Here is a 19992-nt window from a genome sequence, read left to right as displayed (position 1 = left end):
CCAATGGACCAGATCCCCGTGCATGTAGGCCCGGCCACGATCCAGAACACCGACGACCTTCTCGTTTCACGTGAAACATCGGAGCTTCCGCCGGCGGCGGCCGTCGCGCGAGACGTCGACACCCCTATGGTCTTCAATCCAGTTCTCCCGAGGCCGCGCCGGACCAGGGTCTTCGTGGTCGCGAACCAGAAGGGCGGCGTCGGGAAGACCACCACGGCGGTCAACATGGCCGCGGCGCTCGCGGGATCCGGCGCTCGGGTGCTGGTGATCGACCTGGACCCACAAGGCAACGCCTCAACCGCGCTTGGCATCGAGCACGGCGAAGGACTGCCCAACATCTACGACGTACTCGTCGACGGTGAGCCGATCAGCAAGTTCGTGTACTCGGTGCCGCGCTTTCCCACGCTCTTCGCTGTCCCCGCGACGATCGACCTTTCCGGCGCCGAACTCGAACTCGCCAGCGTGGTCGCTCGTGAGGCCCGACTCAAGCGTGCTCTCGACGTGTACATCCGGGAGCAGGCGGAGGCCGGCCAGCCGCTCGACTACGTGATGATCGACTGCCCGCCGTCGCTGGGCCTCCTCACGATGAACGCTCTTGTCGCCGGCCGCGAGGTGCTGGTGCCGATCCAGTGCGAGTACTACGCGCTGGAAGGCGTCGAGACGCTCTTCCGCATCGTCGACCTAGTCCGGGAGCTCAACCGCGACCTCGTCGTCAGCACCGTGCTGCTCACGATGTACGACGCGCGCACCCGACTCTCCGCGCAGGTCGCGGAGAACGCCCGGGAGAACCTCGGCCAGGCCGTTCTCCGCACCGCCATCCCGCGGTCGGTGCGTATCTCGGAGGCGCCGAGCTTCGGGCAGACGGCGATGACCTGGGACCCGGGCTCGCCGGGCGCCCTCTCTTACCTCGAGGCCGCACGGGAGCTCGCGCTTCGGGATCCTTGGGCGAACAGTGTGGAAACTGACACATCCACCGATACGGGCAATGGGGGCGTACTAGGCTCGACCACCGCGAGTGGATTCGAGCGAGGAGACGTCCGATGACGGTTCGACGTGGATTGGGTCGCGGCCTTGGCGCGCTGATACCGGCCGCACCCGCACCTGTTGCGACCCCTACGCCGCCGCCTGTGTCGCCTTCCGTTACGCCGCCGTCGAGCGAAACGGATGTCAGCCCCGAGCCAGTCCCGCTACCCGTCGAGAGTCATCAGGAACAGGCTCCGGACCTTCCGGCAATGCCACCGATGGTTGCCGGCGCTCACTTCGCGGAGGTGCCGGTCGGTGCGATCACGCCGAACCCCCGGCAGCCGCGTCAGGTGTTCGACGAGGAGGCGATGGCCGAGCTCGTCCACTCCATCCAGGAGATCGGGCTCCTGCAGCCGATCGTCGTGCGCCACCTTGGCGCCGACAAGTACGAACTCGTCATGGGCGAGCGTCGCTGGCGAGCCGCGCAGGAAGCCGGGCTGGAGGTCATCCCGGCGATCGTGCGCGACACGGACGACGACGTCATGTTGCGCGACGCCCTGCTCGAGAATCTGCACCGGGCGCAGCTCAACCCGCTCGAGGAGGCTGCCGCCTACGGTCAGCTCCTGGAGGACTTCGGCTGCACGCACGACGAACTCGCGCACCGGATCGGACGCTCCCGTCCACAGATCAGCAACACCCTCCGGCTCCTGAAGCTGCCACCGGCCGTGCAGCGTCGGGTCGCCGCCGGCGTTCTGAGCGCCGGCCACGCGCGGGCGTTGCTCGCCGTGGACAGCGAGGAGGCCCAGGACCGGCTGGCGCACCGGGTGGTCGCCGAAGGGCTCTCTGTTCGGGCGCTCGAAGAGATCGTCGCAATGGGCATCGGCCAGCAGGACAAGCCGGCTCGTCCCGCTCGTACCGCCAAGCCGGTCGCGCCGCGCCTGGCCGACCTGGAAGTCCGGCTCGCCGACCGCTTCGAGACGCGGGTCAAGGTCGATCTGGGCCGCTCCAAGGGCAAGATCACCGTCGAGTTCGCCTCCATCGACGACCTCGAGCGCATCATCGGCCTGATGGACCCGCCAACTCCGCACGAAAGCTGAGCACTCGCTCCGCCTGAACCGCGCGCCGACGACCGGCGAGGGCGAGGGCCGACGCCGGTCACCGACGACGGCCGAACGATCTGATCCTCAGAAGCCGCCATCGGCACCATCGCGCAGCTGGCGCGGATCCGGCGCGGGTCGCTGGCTGAGCCCGGCGCCGTGCAGCTCTGGGTGTGGCATCCGGCGACAGTGGCCACGTGAAACAGACGGCGTCGTGCCGCTCGCTGGACGCCGCCGGCCTGGCCGGGTGACCACTGCCCCGACCAACCCGCCGTAGCTCCCGGCCGTGAGTCGTGAGCCGTGAGCCGCGACCGTGACTTGTTCGTGGTTTTCGGTCGTTCGAGCGGGCACGAGATTCAGTGCACGGCCTGAGTGCGGCCTGCGGCGCTGAGAACCCGCGCGCGGTCCAGTCCGGCAGTCGGCGGCCACACGCAGGCGGTCGGAGGGCAACGCGTCGTCGACCTGGTCCGCTAGTTGTCCGCGCTCCGGGGCTCCTGGGGGATGGCGCCGGCTCCCGCGAGCGGTGTGCCGGACGGCGTGTTGGTGCCCCGGGTGCCCCGATGCTGGCGGCGGCGCAGAGACCCCGCCGCTGACCACGCACCGACGCTGACTCCGACCCGTGCGCGTCGATGATGTCCTCGGTGAGCCGAGGGCCGCACCGGGTCGGCCTCGCGCTGACCCGGGGGCTCGGTGACGTCCTGGCGACGCCGGTCGCACTGGGAAGGTCGGCGCATGGGAGCGGGCTCCGTTCGACTGCACCGGGCAGCCTTGCTCGGCGCCAACTGACGGCCGGACAACCGTCGAGCACTTTGGGCGGTCCTACCCCAGCAGCGGCACAGCTGCCGAAGCCATCCGGGTGAGACGGGACGCAGCAGGCAACCATCCACAGGGATCGCGGTTGTCCACGGAATCGCTTGGTTATCCCCAGAAGGATTGGCTTGACAGCGACCCGACGTCGGAGCGGCTGCTTCTTTCCCCAGCCCAGGAGGCCAGTGCTGGCGGGGTCCTGGTTTCACGTGGAACCACCGCCACCGCTAAGGGAAACCTGCGCGTCAGCGCACAACGTCGCAGGTCAGAGGCCGTGCACGTCGCCAGCAGGCGGCTGATGACCGCATGTGCGACCGGCGAGCCCAGGCGTCGGCGGCCGGTGAGGGCAGCACTCACACGCACGTATCCCCAGCTTTTTCCACATCGAGTTCCACAGTGGTGTACGCAGTGAGCACGACCGCCACGCTGTGGGTTACGGCGACCGGAGCTCACGCGGAGCGCCGTTCCGGACCGCCAGAGGTGGACAACAACAGAGATATCCACAGGTGATCCACAGGTTGGTGCGTAGCGTTCCGGAGCCTTCGCGAACCCGAGTTCAGAGTCGGTCGCGTGGGAGAGCACGGGGACCCGATCAACAGGAGCGCTGTGGTAACCGAGACGCTCGACAGCGGACCGACGGAGCTGCGTGTGCTGGAAGTCGGGGAGTCGCCGTCAGGGCGTATCCCAAGACTTGCCCGGAGTCTGTCGGACCAAACCAACCTTCGGAGGGAACGGCGTCGGGCGAAGTCCGGTCTGCCCAGTCGTGGGGGGCCAGCACGGCCTCAGAGGGCCTGTGAAGCCACCAGGACCCCTGAGGGTGCCAGGGCATCCAAGCCGCCCGTACGTACGGGAGGCGGCGCTGTGGACCTCCCGACGGGCATGGCACGACCAGGTGCGCGATGTGACTGGGGGGCCGCAGGGTGCGCGACGCGATCGGAGGATGGTCAGGTCCCGGAGTGCACCAGTCCGCAGGTCCTCTGCGGCTCCAACGCGGCGGGGTCGGCGCATGAAGGAGCCAGGCTCGCTACCAGGGCCGGTGAGACAGACGCGAGGCGCGGGTGCCCGAGCCCCGTGCTCCTGGGGCTGGGCGTAACCGATCGCGGGTGGAGGTCAGGAAGACGCGGGATCCGTCGCCGGACGGGGTCGACGGGCCGCGCTGTCGAGGAGTTCGCGGCAGACCACGCCCAGGTCGAGCCCGGCCGACTCGAACGCCAGCGGTACGAGCGAGGTCTCGGTCATCCCGGGGGCGACGTTGACCTCGAGGAACCACGGGATCCCGTCGGAGTCGACGATCAGGTCGGTACGTGACAGGTCGCGCAGGTCGAGCGCCCGGTGCGCCGCGAGCGCCGCCTCGGCACACGCCGCGGCGGTCTCCTCGGTGAGGCGTGCCGGCGCGACGAACTCCGTGGCGCCGGCGTTGTAGCGGGCCGCGTAGTCGTAGATGCCGCTGTCCGGGACGATCTCGACCGCGGGGAGTGCCCGGGGACCCTCACCGGTGTCGATGACCGTCACGCTGACCTCGGTGCCGGCGATGTGGCGTTCGAGGAGCGCGACGTCGCCGTAGGCGAAGCAGCTCACCATCGCCGCGGGGAGTTCGGGAATTCCGCGCACGACGCTGCAGCCGAGCGCGGAGCCGCCGCGGGTGGGCTTGACCACGAGGGGCAGCCCGAGCCGGTCCACGATGCGTTCGAGGACCGTCTGCGCACCGAGCTCACGGAAGATCTCGTGCGGGAGGACCACCGACGGCGGGGTGTGGACCCCGGCCGCGGCGACGATCGTCTTGGCGACCGGCTTGTCGAAGGCTGACCGGCAGGCGACCGGCGTGGAGCCGGCGTAGGGAACGCCCAGGAGGTCGAGCACCTCGCGCAGGGCGCCGTCCTCGCCGGCCACGCCGTGCAGCAGCGGGAACACGGCTGAGGGCGGGTCGTCCTGGAGTGCGGGGATGAGCCCGGCGTCGGCGTCCCGTTCCTCGACGTCGACACCGACCGCACGAAGGGCCTCGCTGACGCGGCGACCCGAACGAAGGGACACGTCGCGTTCGTGCGAGAGCCCTCCCGCGAGTACCAGAACGCGGCCAAGATCGCTCATCTGTCGTCCCTTCGTCACCACCCGGACCCGCCGACCATCACTGCACTTCGGGGCCGGGGAACTCGACGCCTTCACCTCGGCCGCTGTCCAGCGGTCCGAAGGTCTCCCGGAGTTCCATTTCCCGTTCGACCACGGCGGCCAATCTGCGGATACCCTCCCGGATCCGGTCCGGCGGGGGCAAACAGTACGACAGCCGTATGTTCTGGCTGCCGTATCCGTCGGCGTAGAACGCCGTTCCCGGCACGTACGCCACCCGAGCCGTCACAGCGCGCGGCGACATCGCCTTGGAGTCGATCCCCTCCGGGAGGGTCACCCAGACGAAGAAACCGCCCTTCGGGGTGGTCCACTTCGTGGTCGCGGGCATGAGGTCGGCGAGGGACTCGAGCATCGCGTCGCGCCGCTCGCGGTACATCTCCCGGAAGGACTTGATCTGGCCCTTCCAGTCGTGGTTGGCGAGATAGGTCGAGACGGCGAACTGACTGAACGTCGGCGGGCACAGCGTCGCCGACTCCTGGGCGAGCACCAGCTTGTCGCGGATCGCGTGGGGGGCCAGCGCCCAGCCGACCCGGAATCCGGGGGCGAACGTCTTGGAGAAGGAGCCGAGATAGACCACCCGCGCGGTGTCGTCCGCGCGCAGCGCGCGGTACGGCTCGCCCTCGAAGCCGAGGAGGCCGTAGGGGTCGTCCTCGACCACCAGGACGTCGTAGCGGTGGCAGATGTCGAGGATCTGGGACCGTCGCGTCGCGCCGAGCGACACGCCCATCGGGTTGTGGTAGCTCGGGATGGTGTAGAGGAACTTCACGCGGCGGCCGACCGCGGTGAGCCTGGCAAGGGCGTTCTCGAGGTGTTCGGGGATCAGGCCCTCGTCGTCCATCTCGACGTGCACGACGTCGCACTGGTAGGCGGCGAAGACGCCCAGCGCTCCGACGTAGCTCGGAGCCTCGCAGAGAACGACGTCGCCGGGGTCGCAGAAGATCTTCGTCACCAGGTCGAGCGCCTGCTGGCTACCAACAGTCACCACGACGTCGTCGGGGCTGGCGTCAATGCCGACCTGCGACATCACGTCGGTGATCTGCTCACGCAGGAAGGGGTCTCCCTGGGCGCCGCAGTACTGCATCGCGATCGTGCCGTGGTCGACGACGAGCTCGTTGAGCAGGGAACCGACCACGTCGAGAGGGAGGCCGGAGATGTTGGGCGAGCCGCCGGCCAGGGAGACGACCTCGGGCCGGTTGGCGACGGAGAACAGTGCGCGGATCTCGGAGGCGACCATGCCCTTAGCTCGTGCCGCGTACCTCGCGACATCGGCGTCGAACCGGGTCTCGCGGTGTACGGGCCGGTGCTCCGGACTGTCCTCCATAGCGGCGTACGCTCCTCTCACGGTGGAAGCGCGCAGCCCTTGGCACCCAGGCTGCCCACTCGCTACTACGATGCCCTATAGAGCGGGCCCGCGGGGAGTGGGGTCATCGCCAGAAGGGTAGTCATGCGGATCGTCACCTGGATTCTGATGGGGATCGGTGCGGGGGCGCTTGCCGGATTTGCCACCGGCCTCCTGAAGCGACATTCATCCGGACCGGAGCCTTTAGTCACGGCCTACGCGGGCGGATACGCCGCGCCTGTCGCCTCGGCCGACCACACCGCCACGCAACCCACGCAACCCACGCATCCGGACGGAGCGGCGGTTGCGGACCTTTCCGACAAAGCGGGCCGCGACAACCGGGCCTAGACATCGCCGTAGACCGGTCAGGATCCGGGTAGCGAGGAGACATGAGTACGACACGCCGCCTCGTCAACGTCACGCTCGACAACCTCGACGATCTGCCAAGGCCCTGCCGCCGGTGTGTGTTCTGGGAACTCGATCCGGTGGCTCGTCAGCGGGCCGAGGACGCCGGCGACCCGGCGCTGGAGAAGGAGGCGTGGCTCTCCGCGACTCTGCTGGACTGGGGTTCGTGCGGGAAGGTCTGCTACGTCGGGGATGTTCTCGCCGCCTTCGCCCTGTACGCACCACCCTCCTACGTGCCGCGTTCGGTGGCCTTTCCGACCTCCCCGGTCAGCGCCGACGCGGTCCTGCTGATGACGGTGCGGGTGCTGCCCGACTTCGCAGGGGGCGGGCTCGGCCGGGTGATGATCCAGAGCGTGGCGAAGGACCTGCTCAAACGCGGCGTCCGCGCGGTCGAGGTGTTCGGCGACGCGAAGTGGGAGCGCCCGGGGTGTGTGGTCCCGGCGGAGTTCCTGCTCTCGGTGGGTTTCAAGACCGTACGCCCCCATCACCGCTATCCGCGGCTGCGGATCGATCTGCGCAACGTCCTCACCTGGAAGGAGGACGTCGAAGCCGCGCTGGAGAAGCTGATCGACTCGATGACACCCGAGGGCGTCCCGCACCCCGCCTAGGTCGTGTCCTGGCTCCACCTCGCCTGGCGTACTCGTGGGTCACAGCTCGCACAGCCCCCGGTGGGAAAGCCGGTCGGACGAAGCCCTCGCGTGTCAGGTGAGCGTTGACAGAGCGACAGCGGCTGTCGCGGTGGGTTCGCCGGGCTGGCAAGGACGGATTGACGTCACAACGGGCGCGGGTGAGCAACCACTGGTTGACGGCGACGAGGGATCCGGCCGCCCGCCGAGGTCGTTGCGCAACCACCGGTTGACGGAGGTTTCTCCACGCCTGGTCGGACCTTTCGGCCTCCTTCCGGAGGTGCTCCGGAAGGAGAAGACCTAGCGGATCAGTTCGCCGAGCTGTAGGACGCCGGTCGGAGTGTCCATGTCCGGCGGAAGGTAGACCCGCTGGACGGCGACCACGATGGCCTCGGCGACGACGTCGCGGAACCCCGGGTCGGAGATGCGGCTCGCGTCGCCGGGGTTGCTGACGTAGCCGAGCTCCACCCGGACGGTCGGCATCTGGGTGTGGCGGAGCAGATCCCAGGTCTTGGCGTGGGTGTGGCAGTCCCGCAGGTCGGTGCGGGCGACGATCTCCCGCTGGACGAGGCCGGCGAAGCGTTCGCCGAGGGTGGAACGCATGTCGTCGTCAGAGCCCGCCGTGCCGTAGAAGTACGTCGCCACCCCGCTCGCCTGCGGGTTGGGGTGCTCGTCGACGTGGAGGGAGACGACCAGGTCGGCGTTCGTCTCGTTGGCGAACCGGGCCCGGGTGGCCTCGTCGGGGCTCGCGTCGCGGCCCCTGGTCAGGAACACGCGGACGCCGGTGGCCGCGAGCCGGCCCTCGATGCGGGAGGCGAGGTCGAAGGCGATCTCCGCCTCCGACAGGCCGTTGGCGGAGCAGCCGCGGTCGGCACCACCGTGACCCGGGTCGATGACCACGACCTTCCCGGGGAGCCGGGGCCCGGACCGGTGGACGCGTTCGGACTCACGTAGCGCGTCAGCCCGACCACCGGTGACGATCGGGGAGAGGCGGGCGAGCGCCTTGAACGTCGCCGGACCGCAGGTGCCGTCGGAGGGCGCGCCGACGCTGCGTTGGAACTCCTTGACCGCGTGCTCGGTCTTGGGTCCGTAGACACCGTCGACACGGTCGATCTCGAAGCCGAGCTCGAGGAGCCTGCGCTGGAGGGTCCCGACGTCGTCCCCGATGAGCAGATGGCCCGCGACGTACGACAGCAGTCGGTCACCGAGGCGCCAGCGGGCCTCCTCGAGCACCCGGTAGGTCTCGGAGTCGACGACACCGTGCGCGGTCAGGCCGCGCTGCTGCTGGAACTGCCGAACCGCCTGGTCGACCCTCTGGTCGAAGACGGCGTCGACTGCGGACTCGGTGGACTCGGTGGACTCCTCCGTCGGGGGAAGAATTCCGAGCTGGACCAGCTTGGTGCGGATCTCGGCCACCGCGGGACCGCGGTCGCCCAGCCCGTATCGGTGCTCGGTCATGGGCGCCTCCGATGTGACTGTGCGTACGAGCTCAGGCTGGGCCCGATCGGCGTCGCCATGCTATCCATGCTGACCTACCGCACTCACCTCTCGTCGCCGTGCCTCCCTGACCAGTGTGGGGTTCGTGGCTTCCGGCGGGTACGGGAGGGGACCACGGAGCCCCGGGCCTCCGCCGGGTGGGGCCTACCCCTGGGCCCCTACGCCGGAGTGGCCTACCCGGGAGGGGGTTACCGGTGGGGGATCGAGGGTGGCCCGGCCGGGCCACCCCCGTGGGGAGCGGCTTCCGCCCGAGTGCTCGCGGGGCCTTGGAGGCCGCCGCCATGGCTTGGTGCACATCGGCCGTGACCGGACATACCCGTCGTTCCGGGCGGGTCGACACAGTGAGTCGACACAGTGAAGGGCCCCGGCCGAGAGGCCGCCCGCCCGCCTGGTGGCGGAGCGGGCGGCGCCCGACCGGGGCCCCGTTGGTGCTGCTGGCGCGGACGGCGCCGAAGCGCGTCCGTACTCGCTCGTCAGGCAGGGACGAGCTCGGAGAGCTCGGCCTTGATCGCCGCCTTGGGGCGGGCCCCGACCAGCGACTTGACGACCTGACCACCGACGTAGACGTTGATGGTCGGAATACCGGTGACGCGGTACTCGAGCGGCGTCTGGGTGTTCTCGTCGACGTTCAGCTTGACGAAGGTGATCTTGTCCGCGTACTCGACGGCCAACTCCTCCAGCACGGGCGCGACCTGACGGCACGGCCCACACCACTCAGCCCAGAAGTCCACGACCACTGGCTTGTCGCTCTGCAGGACCGTTGTCAGGAACTCGGCATCGGTCACCGGCTTGATGTCGCCCACGGTGTCTCCTCTCGATACTTTCTCAGGCCTCCACGGTCTGCGCGCTGCGCACGGCCGTGTCGTCTTCCAGTGCCGCCAGGTAACGCTCGGCGTCCAGGGCGGCGGAGCAGCCGGTGCCGGCTGCGGTGATGGCTTGGCGGTAGGTGCTGTCGACCAGGTCTCCGGCGGCGAAGACACCGGGCAGGTTGGTCCGGGTCGAGGGGGCCTGCGTCTGGACGTACCCCTCCTCGTCCAGGTCGACCTGGCCACGGACCAGGGCGCTGCGCGGATCGTGACCGATCGCGACGAAGAAGCCCGTCACGTTGAGCGTGGACTCCTCACCGGTCTTCACGTTGCGGACCCGCAAGCCTTCCAGCTTGCCCGCGCCGACCGCCTCGAGCACCTCGGTGTCCCACAGGAACCGGATCTTGTCGTTGGCGAACGCGCGGTCCTGCATGATCTTGCTGGCCCGAAGCTGGTCACGCCGGTGGATCACGGTGACCGACGTCGCGAACTTCGTGAGGAACATGGCCTCCTCGAGCGCGGAGTCACCGCCACCGACCACGGCGATCTCCTGCTCCCGGAAGAAGAAGCCGTCACAGGTCGCACACCAGGAGATCCCGTGCCCGGACAGTTCCGCTTCGCCCGGAATGCCGAGCTTGCGGTAGGCCGAGCCCATCGCGAGGATCACGGAGTAGGCGCGGTACTCGGCACCGGCGGAGTCCCGGACGACCTTGATCTCACCGGTCAGGTCGACGCTCTGGATGTCGTCGGCGATGAGTTCGGCGTCGAAGCGCTCGGCCTGCTTGCGGAAGTTGTCCATCAGGTCCGGGCCGATGATCCCGTCTGGGAAGCCGGGGAAGTTCTCGACGTCGGTGGTGTTCATCAAGGCGCCACCGGCCTCGACCGACCCCTCGAAGACGAGCGGCTGGAGCCGCGCGCGGCCGGCGTAGAGCGCTGCGGTGTAACCGGCCGGGCCGGATCCGATCACAATCACATTGCGGACATCGGACACGGACTACCTCGCTCTCGAACGGCAACCCTGTCGTTGCCCCTGGGGTAACCGATCCTAGGTGCCCGGCATTCCATGGTCAGCGCGTCGGGCGGTGTGCGACTCCCCGACGGGACCGGCGAGGCGGTCAGCGCGTCGAAATGGGAGCGTCCTGCACGATTCGTCCCTGCCCGCCGGAGCAGCCCGCCACGGCGTACACGTGCAGGTCGGACCCGCCTCGGGCGGCCGTGAGCACCAGGATCACCGCGGTGCCCTCGAACTTTCCGGGCACGGTGTCGAGAACGTTTCCGGCGTCCTTGTTATTCAGGAGCCGGGCGATGCAGACGTTGGGGTTGCCGGCGATGCCGGTGCTGCCGTTGGGCCGAAGATCCTTGCCGGTGCCGGCCGGTGCGGCCGTGACCATCCCACCCACCGCCGCGGCGAATCCGGCCTTGGACACATCGGTCCGGCCGGCGTCTGGCTTGAAGGCGTAGTTGCCCGGCGTGGTCGGGCCGGGAGTGGCCGTCGCCGAGCGGGTGGTGCCGGGCCCTTCGGCGACCGGTGTGCCGCCGTCACGGTCGACCAGGGACACGGCGGCGATCCCGCCCACCGCGAGGACGGCGACGCTGGCCGCCGCGGCGAGAATGTGTCGCGGCCGCAGCCGCCCGGACCGGACGTGATCGCGGTGGCGCGCCGTCACGAGGGAGGCCACGCCGGTCTCGCGCGACCTGGCGAGGGACTCGTCCTGGAGTGTCGCCTCCAACCGGTCGGCGACCGCCGCCGGCATCGGGAGCGGGGTCGCGCCCGCGTCGCGGAGCAGGTCCTCAAGATCAGTCAGCGCCTGGTCGGCGGCCGCGCACTCGGCACAGCCGGCGAGGTGCGCCTCGACCTGGGCGGCGTCCGCTTCGGACAGTAACCCGGCGTGGGCGTCGGCGAGAACGTCGTCGTCGACGTGCGAGCTGGCGGTCACTTCGCCTCACCTCCACGTCGTTGTGCGCTGCGCCGGCTACTGCCGGCCGTTGGCCTGGGCGGAGACGGCTCGACGTCTGATCCGGTCCTCCGCAGGCCTTGGACGTCAGGTGACACAGCGTGGTTCCCGCCGGAATCGGTCTCTCCGGCGACGCCAGCCGAACCTGGTCGCAGGTGTGTCAGAAGGGGGACGAGCTTGGCCCGACCGCGCGCGCACCGGCTCTTGATTGTGCCGGGCGCGCACTCCAGGATCTGAGCCGCCTCCTCCACGGAGTAGCCCTCCATGTCGACCAGAACGATCGCGGCCCGCTGGTCGGGGTTGAGGGTGTCGAGCGCCGTGAGGACGTCGATCCGGAGTTCCTGCGCCTCGGCCGGGTCCGGCGGCCGGGCGGCGGCGAGCTCCGCGGCGTGGTCGTCCTCGGGCAGCGGGTCGGCGGCCCGCACCGCGCGGCGGCGTACGCGGTCCAGGCACGCGTTGACCACCACACGGTGCAGCCAGGTGGTGACCGCGGACTCGCCCCGGAACTGCGCGGCGTTGCGGAACGCCGAGATCAGGGCGTCCTGCAGCGCGTCGGCGGCTTCCTCGGGGTCGGACAGCGTACGGAGGGCCACCGCCCACAACCGGTCGCGGTGTCGACGGAACAAGCTGGCGAAGGCTTCGGGGTCTCCGGCCACGTGCCGAGCGAGGAGTTCCTTGTCATCGAGTGCTTCGTCGCCCCCGGCAAGGCTGCTCGGTGTGCTGGTGGTCATCGGCGTACGACGATCTCCGAAATACCACCGCGGTAGTCGCCGCCGTCTGGCGGAAGCTTCGTCAGCCAGAGGAGGAGGTAGCGGGCGCGCACCGGCTCCTTTGGTTTGAGGCTGACCTTGGTGTCAGCGGACGTCGATGCGACTCGCTGCCATCCGTCGATGCCCGTGGGCGCGCTCGCGGCGCTCTCCGGTGCCGCCAGCAGCTCGATGTCGGTGCCGCCCTTGCGCAGGCTGACGTCGACACTGCCGACGTCCTCGACCTTGCCGAGGTCGACCCACAGACCCACGCCCGCCTTGATGCCGCCGAGGTTCGGGTCGTTGTGGTAGGACATCGTGGTCCACATCGTGGACGGGTTGCCGTCGTAGGCCTGCCGGATCTCCTCCGGATGCTCCTCGCCGTTGCCGTCCGGCGGTGGGTCGTAGTCCTTGGCCGAAGCGATCGGAACGACCGTGCCGGCTGCCGCCGTGCGGGTCGGCGTCGAGGTGGGCGAGGTGCCGCCCGTGGCCGAGGTCGTGGGGTTGGGTCCGGGGTTGTCGAACGCCGCGGTCATCAGCTGCCAGCCGAGCAGACCTGCGCCGGCCAGCAGGAGCAGGCCGACCACCGCGCCGGCGATGCGCCACCAGTGGGGGCCCTGCCGTGACGGCGTGACGTAGGGCCGGGGCGGCGCGGTCCGCGGCGGCGGGTAGGTGCCCCGGGGCCGCATCGCGGTGCGGGTCGCCTCGTCCTCGGCCGACATGTGCGACGACTGGTCGTCGCCGTTGAACGAGGTGTGGACGGTAGGGGCGCCGCTGTTGCCGTTGGTGCCGTTGTGCGCGGGCCGGCCACCGACGGGTGGCGCGCCGACCTGGGTCGGCTCGTCGGTGTAGGAGGAGTAGGACGACGAGTGGGACTCTGGCACGCTCACCCTGCTGCCGTGCTCACGGCCGGCAGGGATCGATCCCGGCGGCAGAACGCCCTCGATGGGGGTGACGCCGACGACCTCCGTCAACGCCGTGGCGATCTCCCGTGGCGTGGTGAGCGGGGAGCCGTGCCGAGGATGCTCGGACAGGATGCGTTCGGTGATCTCGTCGAGGGAGCGCGGGACGCCGGCGCGGCACTGCCGTGGGGACAACAGGGTGCCGTCGGCGGCGCGCGGGGCGGCGTTGAGTCCGCTGCGTGGACCGGTCGGCCACTTCGCGGTCAGCGCGGCGTAGAGCAGTCGGCCGAGCCCGAGGGCGTCGATGCGTTGCGCGTCGGTCTCGGAGTGGGTGGCTCCGCCGTCACCGGAGAGCGCCGCCTGGGTCGCGAGTCCGACGATCTTCACCGATCCGGTGTCGGTGACGACGATGCTGTCGGGATCGAGCCGCTCGTGGGCCAGCTCCTGGTCGTGTGCCCGGGCGAGTGCCTCGGCGACCTCACGGACCAGCAGCCCGGCCTGCTGCGGGGGAAGGGGGCCGTCGGCGAGCAGGGCGCCGAGGCTTCGGCCGGCCACCCACTCGCGGACGACGTAGGCCACGCCGTCGTCACGAAGCGCGTCGAGGACGCGAATGAAGCGGACGTCGGCGGCCGTGGCGGCCCGACGGGACGCCTCGAGTAGCTGCTCAGCGCGTGGGTCGTCGGCCGCGAGCACGTGGACGACCACCGAGCGCGAGAGCACCTCGTCGATCGCACGCCAGGTCTGAGCCACCCCGCCGTCGCCGGGTGTCTCCGCGAGCAGTTCGGCGACCCGGTAGCGGCCGGCGAGCGTCACGCCTGGGTCGACATCAGTCGGATGCACGGCCCTCCTGCTCGCCGAGGGACGGTGATCCGTCCCGGATGTCTGACTGGCGGTTACATGCTAATGCCCGAAGTCGCCCGGCGCTTGCCCGGCGACGACGACCTCCCCTGAGTTGTGGGCACAGGGGCCCATACAGCAGACGCATCAGGGTGCGTTGTTGGTTGCGTCTTGGGAGTGTGGGCTATGCCGCGCTGCGGCCGAGCCGGCCACGGACCAGGCCGAGGAGTTCGGAGATCTCCCGAATCCGGAAGACCCTGGCGAGGAGGAGGTAGCCGCCGAGGAGGATGACACCGCCGGACAGCAGGGCGATCACCTCCACGAGCAGGCCGTCGCCGAAGGCCGTGGTGAGCAGCCGGGACAGGCCGTAGGCGACCACTCCGGGGATCAGGGCCGCCGCGCCCGCCCGCAGGTAGGTACTCAGCAGGTGTCGGCCGTCGACCCCGCCGAGTCGCCGGCGCAGGACGGTGAGGCTGATGAAGAACCCGACCCAGTAACTGATGCCGTAGGCCGCCGCGATCCCCACGGTCTTCCACTGCACCGGGAGGACGAAGTAGGCGGTCACCGCGCACGCGATGCCGGCGAGGACGAGGCCCATCTGGACGAAGACCGGCGTACGGGTGTCCTCGTAGGCGTAGAAGCCGCGCAGCACGATGTGGTGGCTGGAGAAGCCGACCAGACCGAGTGCGAAGCCCATCAGCACGTAGCCCACGAACCGTGCGTGGGCGTCGCCTCCGCCACTGTCGAGGAAGAAGTACAGCGTGCCGGTCAGGTCCGGACCGAGGGCGAGGAACGCGACCGAGGCCGGGATGATGGCCGCCGCGGTGACGCGCAGGCCGTACGACAGGTCCGCGCGGACCCGTCGATGGTCACCGTCCGCAGCGGAGCGACTCATCCGAGGCAGGAGCGCCGCGACGATCGAGACGGTGATCACGGCGTGCGGCAGCATCAGGATCTGGTAGGCGTTGAGGTACGGGGTGAGGCCGTAGGCGCTCTCGTCCCCGAACTTCGCGAGGGCCTCGGTGCTGACTCCGGTGGTCAGCCGGGTGGCGACGACGAACCACACCTGGTTGACCAGGACGAAGCCGATCGTCCACAGCGCGAGCTTGCTGGACTTGCCGATGCCGCCACCGCGGAAGTCGAACCGCGGGCGGAGCTTGAAGCCGGCCCGGCGTAGCACCGGGAGGAGGCACAGCGCCTGGACCGCGATCCCCAGCGTCGCGCCGAGGCCGAGCAACGCGATCTCCCCGCCGGTGATCTCCTGCGGCGTGTCGGCGTCGGAGACGACGATGAACGACACGTAGACGGCGATGGCGACCAGGTTGTTGAGGATCGGCGCCCACATCATGGGACCGAAGCGGCCGCGGGCGTTCAGGATCTGCCCGAGGATGACGTACAGACCGAAGAAGAAGATCTGCGGCAGCGTGTACCACGCGAAGGCCACGGCGAGATCGAAGTAGGGCCGGTTGGCGGGCGAGGTCATGTCGCTGCCGGAGTAGGCCCGGATCAGCAGCGGGGCGCACAGCACCGCCACCACGCTCATCCCGAGGAGGATGGTGGTGGCCAGGGTGAGCAGGCGTTGCCCGAACGCCTGGCCGCCGTCCGGGTCGTTCTTCATCGCACGGACCAGCTGGGGCACGAAGACGGCGTTGAGGGCGCCGCCGGCGATCAGGAAGTACAGCGAGTTCGGGACGGTGTTGGCGAGGTTGAAGGTGTCGGCGAAGAACGTCGTGCCGATGGCCCAGACGAGCACCACACTTTTGCCGAAGCCGGTGACGCGGGACACCATGGTGCCGAGCGCCATGACGGCGCCGGCACGCAGCAGGCTGGACTCCTCCTGCTGCGGCGTCTTCTCGGTAGCAGCGATGTCTCCGCTCAACGCTTCGCTTTCGTCATGTCGTGGTCGGGTGGACCGGGCGGGGTGTCGTGGCCGCCCGGCTCGCCGGACTCCTCGGACGTGCCGGACTCCTCCGGCGTCGTGACGTGGCCGTTGGAGGCCGCCTTCGGCTCCGCTGTCCCTTCAGCCCTCGGCTCCGTTGTCGGCTCCGTTGTGGCCTCCGACGTCGGTTCTGGATCCGGCCCGTCCCGGGATGCCCGCGCCGGTGCTCCGCCGCTCCCGGCGGGAGCCTTCGGATCGGCCGGTCGAGCGGTCTCCGTACCGGTCTCGGTGTCGGCGTTCTGGCCGCTCATCGCCCCCCGGACCCGCTTGAAGATCCGGGTGCTCGCGGCCAGCAGGATCAGACCGAGGCCGATCCAGATGACGACCCAGCCGACCTGACCGTAGCCGGTGACCCGCACGGGGAAGGACTGGGTGGGGCCGAACGCCGTCCCGGAGCGGGTCGTCAGGCGGGCTTCCATCTGGACCGCGCCGCCGGTCGACGTCTCGGCGGTGACGCTCACGGTGGCCTTGCGGTTGCGGTCGACGCGGATCGGTTCGATGGGCGCGATCTTGAGCGCGCTCGGGTCGCTCGGCCGCACCTCGAGGCGGACGAGGGCGGGTTCGGTGCCGCGGTTCCAGATCGTCACCGGGAAGCGGCCGCTCTGGCTGGACAACGTGACCAGGCGTGGCGGGACCACCTCGACGCGGGTGATCGCCTGCTGGACCCGCTCGTCCATCGTGTCGATGAGGGCGATGGCCTCGGTCGGGTTCTGCCGCCAGGCGGTCGACGCGCCACGCAGGAAGCCCCGGTCGAGGCCCGGTCGGGACCGCTCTGGTTCGGCGAGCATGTCCAGCAGCGTGGTGCTCGTCGCGGAGAGTTGCCGGAGATGGTCGACGACGTCGGGGTCGAGTTCGGCCTTGCGGTCGGCGGTGGAGGGGCGCAGCGGGCCGCCGTAGGCGGTCGGGGCCTGGGACAGCAGCGCGCCGACGGACAGGGAGCGCAGCCAGGACGTCGACTCGACCGTGTTGAACAGGGTCTCGCCGGAGGGGCCGGGGTCCCAGGTGCGTGGCAGCGTCGCCACGACGCGCCGGAGGTCGCTGGTGGGCGGGTCGCTCGCGGGGTTCTGCTGCATCGCGAGGAGGGCGGTCTCGCTGAGGAACCGCTGCTGGATGCTGGCCGGGGACGTCTGGCCGGCCGGGCCACCGGCGGTCAACGTCGGGTCGGAGACGAGCGCGGTGACCGCGCCTTCGGGGGTCGCGAGCGAGGCCACCGGGCTGGACCCGTCCTTGGGCAGGCCGGGAAGGGCGTTCTGGGAGAGCAGGACCGTGCGGGCCTTGCTCGCGGCGATCGTCTCCAGCGTCCCGGCGTCGGCGTAGCCGCTGCCCGGCCAGGCGAGCGTCCCGGCGGCATGGAACTGGTCCGAGGTCTGGTCGGCGGCCTGGACCGCCTGGGTGAAGCGGTCGCTGAGCCGGTATCGCTGCAGTGCCGGAAGGTCAGGATCGGCGTACGGCAACATCAGCGTGTCGCCGGCGCCCAGGACGCCGCGGGCGCGGCTGAGCCAGTTGCGGACGTCGGTGGTGGCGGCGGAGTTGATCCGGGTGCCGGCCGAGGTGGTGAAGCCGTCCGACATGCGTCTGGCCTCGTCGAGGAGCGCGGGGTCGACGGCGAAGCTCAGGTCGTGTTTGGCGCCGAGGTCGATCAGCTCGCTGAGCCGGCCGTTCGGCGCGAACTCCGAGAGGCTCGGCGTCTCGCCCGCGTCGTTCACCCCGGTCGCGCCCTGCAGCACGTCGCCTTCCACCAGGCGGGGCCGGTCGACGACCGGGAGGACGAAGGCGACCTCGACCGGGGTCATCTTCGTCCCGCTCGGGACGTAGGGCAGGAACGACCGGGCTCGCCAGGTCTCCCGCATCTGGGAGTCCGGCGAGGTCGCCCGGATGTCGACGCCGACGACGTAGACGCCGGCGGCGTGCAAGCCGATCCGGCTCATCGGCACGTTGAGGGTGAACTTCGCGGTGGCCCGCGGCCGCAGTGTGGGAGCGACCTCGTCGACGAGGCTCCAGGGTTCGTCCAGCCGGGTGCCGAGCCGTTCGCCCGGCGTCTCGGCCGCCGCGGCGTTGAGTTGGTCACGGTTGGTGAGCGGCGTCCCGTCGAACCACAACATCGCGTTGACCGTGGACAGCGGGATGTCACCGGTGTTGGTCACCCGCCCGGTGATTCGCAGGGTTTTCGTCGAATTGGTGGCGTAGGGCGTCAGCGAGTCGAGCTGGACCTGCACTCTCGGTGTCTGCGCGGCGGCGGGTTTGGTGGTCGCGGTGAGGAGACCCCCGACGCAGGCCAGCACCGCCACGACGGCGGCCACGAACTTCGCTCGACCCGCCAGCACCCCTTGATGCTAGGGCATCGACCTTGATCGTCTGCTCTCCTCGGCGCCGGCCACTGCGCGTGACACCTTGCTCGGCGTGAGGGCGGCCAGGCCGTACGCTTGCTCCCCGTGTCGAACGAGCGCCTGAGCGAGGCCCAGCAGCGCGGGGTGCGTGAACTCCTGCGGATCGCCCCCGTCATCGACGAGCTTGGTGCCCGTTTCCGGGCAGCCGGAGAGCAGCTCGCGCTGGTGGGTGGTTCCGTACGGGACGCGCTCCTCGGCCGGCTGGGTCCTGACCTCGACTTCACCACCAGCGCCCGTCCCGAGCAGGTCGAGCGGCTGATCGCCGGCTGGGCCGACGCGGTCTGGGACATCGGCCGGGAGTTCGGGACGATCGGGGCGCGTAAGGGCGACTGGCGGATCGAGATCACGACGTTTCGGGCGGAGGCCTACGACCCCGACAGTCGAAAGCCGGCGGTGACGTACGGTGACACCCTCGAGGGCGACCTGGGTCGGCGAGACTTCACCGTCAACGCGCTCGCCGTCAAGCTGCCCGGGACAGAGCTCGTCGACCCCTTCGGTGGTCTGACCGACCTCGCGGCAGGTGTCCTGCGTACCCCCGGGCGTCCCGAGGACTCCTTCACCGACGACCCGCTGCGGATGATGCGCGCGGCGCGGTTCGCGAGCCAGCTGCGCTTCGCGGTGGCGCCCGAGGTCGTCGCGGCGATCCGGGCGATGTCCGACCGGATCACGATCGTCTCGGCCGAACGCGTCCGCGACGAGCTGGTCAAGCTGATCACCGGCGAGGACCCGCGGGCCGGGCTGGAGCTGCTGGTGAGCACCGGCCTCGCCGACCAGATCCTGCCCGAGCTGCCCGCCCTGCGGCTGGAGGTCGACGAGCACCACCGGCACAAGGACGTCTACGAGCACAGCCTCACCGTCCTGGACCAGGCGATCGCCATGGAGGACCGGATCGGCTCGGGTGGCCCGGACTTCGTCACCAGGTTCGCGGCGCTGCTGCACGACATCGGCAAGCCGGCGACCCGACGGTTCGAGGGCGGCGGCCGGGTGACCTTCCACCACCACGAGGTCAAGGGCGCCAAGCTGACCGCCAAGCGGATGCGCGCCCTGCGCTTCGCCAGCGACCAGGTCAACGCGGTGTCCCGGCTCGTGGAGCTGCACCTGCGGTTCCACGGCTACGGCGGTGGTGAGTGGACCGACTCCGCCGTACGCCGCTACGTCCGTGACGCCGGCCCGCTGCTCGACCGCCTCCACGTGCTGACCCGCGCCGACTGCACCACCCGCAACCGGCGCAAGGCGGCCGCCCTGCAGCGTACCTACGACCAGCTTGAGGAACGCGTCGCGCGGCTGACCGAGGAGGAGGAACTCGGCCGGATCAGGCCCGACCTCGACGGCAACGAGATCATGGAGCTGCTCGGGATCAGCGCCGGGCCGCTGGTCGGTCGGGCGTGGAAGTTCCTGCTCGACCTCCGCCTCGACCAGGGTCCGATGGACAAGGACGCGGTGCGCGCGGAGCTGCTGCGCTGGTGGCAGGAGCAGCCGGAGTCGAAGGCCTGAGCCCGAGGCCCTGAGCCCGAGTCCCTGAGTCCGAGTCCCTGAGTCCGAGTCCCTGAGTCCGACGGCCC

Annotated in this window: 15 protein-coding genes; 5 read left to right on the top strand and 10 right to left on the bottom strand. The window is 70.2% G+C overall.

The window, feature by feature from the left end; genetic code table 11:
* The first annotated feature begins 3 nt into the window (after nt 1–3).
* Both HEB94_RS08655 and HEB94_RS08650 read left to right on the top strand, forming a co-directional pair.
* A complete protein-coding gene (locus HEB94_RS08655; RefSeq protein ID WP_192749416.1) occupies nt 4–1044 on the top strand; it encodes a ParA family protein in 1041 nt (346 codons plus the stop codon).
* A 188-nt stretch (nt 1045–1232) separates the two neighbouring features.
* Nucleotides 1233–2060 carry a ParB/RepB/Spo0J family partition protein gene (locus HEB94_RS08650; protein WP_420481522.1) on the top strand — a complete coding sequence of 276 codons (828 nt, stop codon included), beginning with the start codon at nt 1233–1235 and terminating at the stop codon, nt 2058–2060.
* 1917 nt (nt 2061–3977) lie between these two features.
* Here HEB94_RS08650 and HEB94_RS08645 read toward each other — a convergent pair.
* Nucleotides 3978–4955, bottom strand: a complete 978-nt coding sequence (locus HEB94_RS08645) for a D-alanine--D-alanine ligase family protein (protein ID WP_192749414.1) — start codon at nt 4953–4955, stop codon at nt 3978–3980.
* A 37-nt stretch (nt 4956–4992) separates the two neighbouring features.
* Nucleotides 4993–6312 carry an aminotransferase-like domain-containing protein gene (locus tag HEB94_RS08640; protein ID WP_192749413.1) on the bottom strand — a complete coding sequence of 440 codons (1320 nt, stop codon included), beginning with the start codon at nt 6310–6312 and terminating at the stop codon, nt 4993–4995.
* 123 nt (nt 6313–6435) lie between these two features.
* Between HEB94_RS08640 and HEB94_RS08635 the strand changes: the two genes are divergently transcribed.
* Nucleotides 6436–6678 carry a hypothetical protein gene (locus tag HEB94_RS08635; protein ID WP_192749412.1) on the top strand — a complete coding sequence of 81 codons (243 nt, stop codon included), beginning with the start codon at nt 6436–6438 and terminating at the stop codon, nt 6676–6678.
* Between the two features lie 41 nt (nt 6679–6719).
* Nucleotides 6720–7343 (top strand): GNAT family N-acetyltransferase, encoded by a 624-nt coding sequence (locus HEB94_RS08630; protein WP_192749411.1) that lies wholly within the window; start codon nt 6720–6722, stop codon nt 7341–7343.
* Between the two features lie 318 nt (nt 7344–7661).
* Here HEB94_RS08630 and HEB94_RS08625 read toward each other — a convergent pair whose 3' ends face one another.
* From HEB94_RS08625 to HEB94_RS08590, 8 genes are all read right to left on the bottom strand, one after another.
* The gene (locus HEB94_RS08625) at nt 7662–8819 is read right to left on the bottom strand and encodes an N-acetylmuramoyl-L-alanine amidase (RefSeq protein WP_192749410.1); all 1158 of its coding nucleotides are present in this window, start codon (nt 8817–8819) and stop codon (nt 7662–7664) included.
* Nucleotides 8820–9331: 512 nt separating this feature from the next.
* Complete coding sequence (trxA, locus tag HEB94_RS08620; protein ID WP_337917528.1) at nt 9332–9661, bottom strand: thioredoxin; 330 nt, start codon at nt 9659–9661, stop codon at nt 9332–9334.
* A 22-nt stretch (nt 9662–9683) separates the two neighbouring features.
* Complete coding sequence (trxB, locus tag HEB94_RS08615; protein WP_192749409.1) at nt 9684–10655, bottom strand: thioredoxin-disulfide reductase; 972 nt, start codon at nt 10653–10655, stop codon at nt 9684–9686.
* A gap of 124 nt (nt 10656–10779) precedes the next feature.
* On the bottom strand, nt 10780–11601 hold the full coding sequence (locus tag HEB94_RS08610; RefSeq protein ID WP_192749408.1) for a zf-HC2 domain-containing protein: 822 nt from the start codon (nt 11599–11601) through the stop codon (nt 10780–10782).
* A complete protein-coding gene (gene sigM, locus HEB94_RS08605; RefSeq protein WP_192749407.1) occupies nt 11598–12350 on the bottom strand; it encodes an RNA polymerase sigma factor SigM in 753 nt (250 codons plus the stop codon). Before sigM ends, HEB94_RS08610 begins: the two co-directional genes overlap by 4 nt.
* On the bottom strand, nt 12347–14107 hold the full coding sequence (locus HEB94_RS08600) for a protein kinase family protein (protein ID WP_192749406.1): 1761 nt from the start codon (nt 14105–14107) through the stop codon (nt 12347–12349). The genes sigM and HEB94_RS08600 overlap by 4 nt, the downstream gene beginning before the upstream one ends.
* A gap of 181 nt (nt 14108–14288) precedes the next feature.
* Nucleotides 14289–15983, bottom strand: a complete 1695-nt coding sequence (gene murJ / locus HEB94_RS08595; RefSeq protein WP_192749405.1) for a murein biosynthesis integral membrane protein MurJ — start codon at nt 15981–15983, stop codon at nt 14289–14291.
* Nucleotides 15980–18367, bottom strand: coding sequence for a DUF6049 family protein (locus HEB94_RS08590; RefSeq protein WP_192749404.1), 2388 nt, complete (start codon nt 18365–18367; stop codon nt 15980–15982). The genes murJ and HEB94_RS08590 overlap by 4 nt, the downstream gene beginning before the upstream one ends.
* Nucleotides 18368–18475: 108 nt before the next feature.
* Between HEB94_RS08590 and HEB94_RS08585 the strand changes: the two genes are divergently transcribed.
* Nucleotides 18476–19924 carry a CCA tRNA nucleotidyltransferase gene (locus tag HEB94_RS08585; RefSeq protein ID WP_337917527.1) on the top strand — a complete coding sequence of 483 codons (1449 nt, stop codon included), beginning with the start codon at nt 18476–18478 and terminating at the stop codon, nt 19922–19924.
* The last annotated feature ends 68 nt before the right edge of the window (nt 19925–19992 follow it).

Origin of the sequence: Actinopolymorpha pittospori, from assembly GCF_014873875.1 — a bacterium.
Classification (GTDB): domain Bacteria; phylum Actinomycetota; class Actinomycetes; order Propionibacteriales; family Actinopolymorphaceae; genus Actinopolymorpha; species Actinopolymorpha pittospori.
Note: the sequence above shows the minus strand (reverse complement) of the source record. Positions and strands in the feature narration are given on the sequence as shown.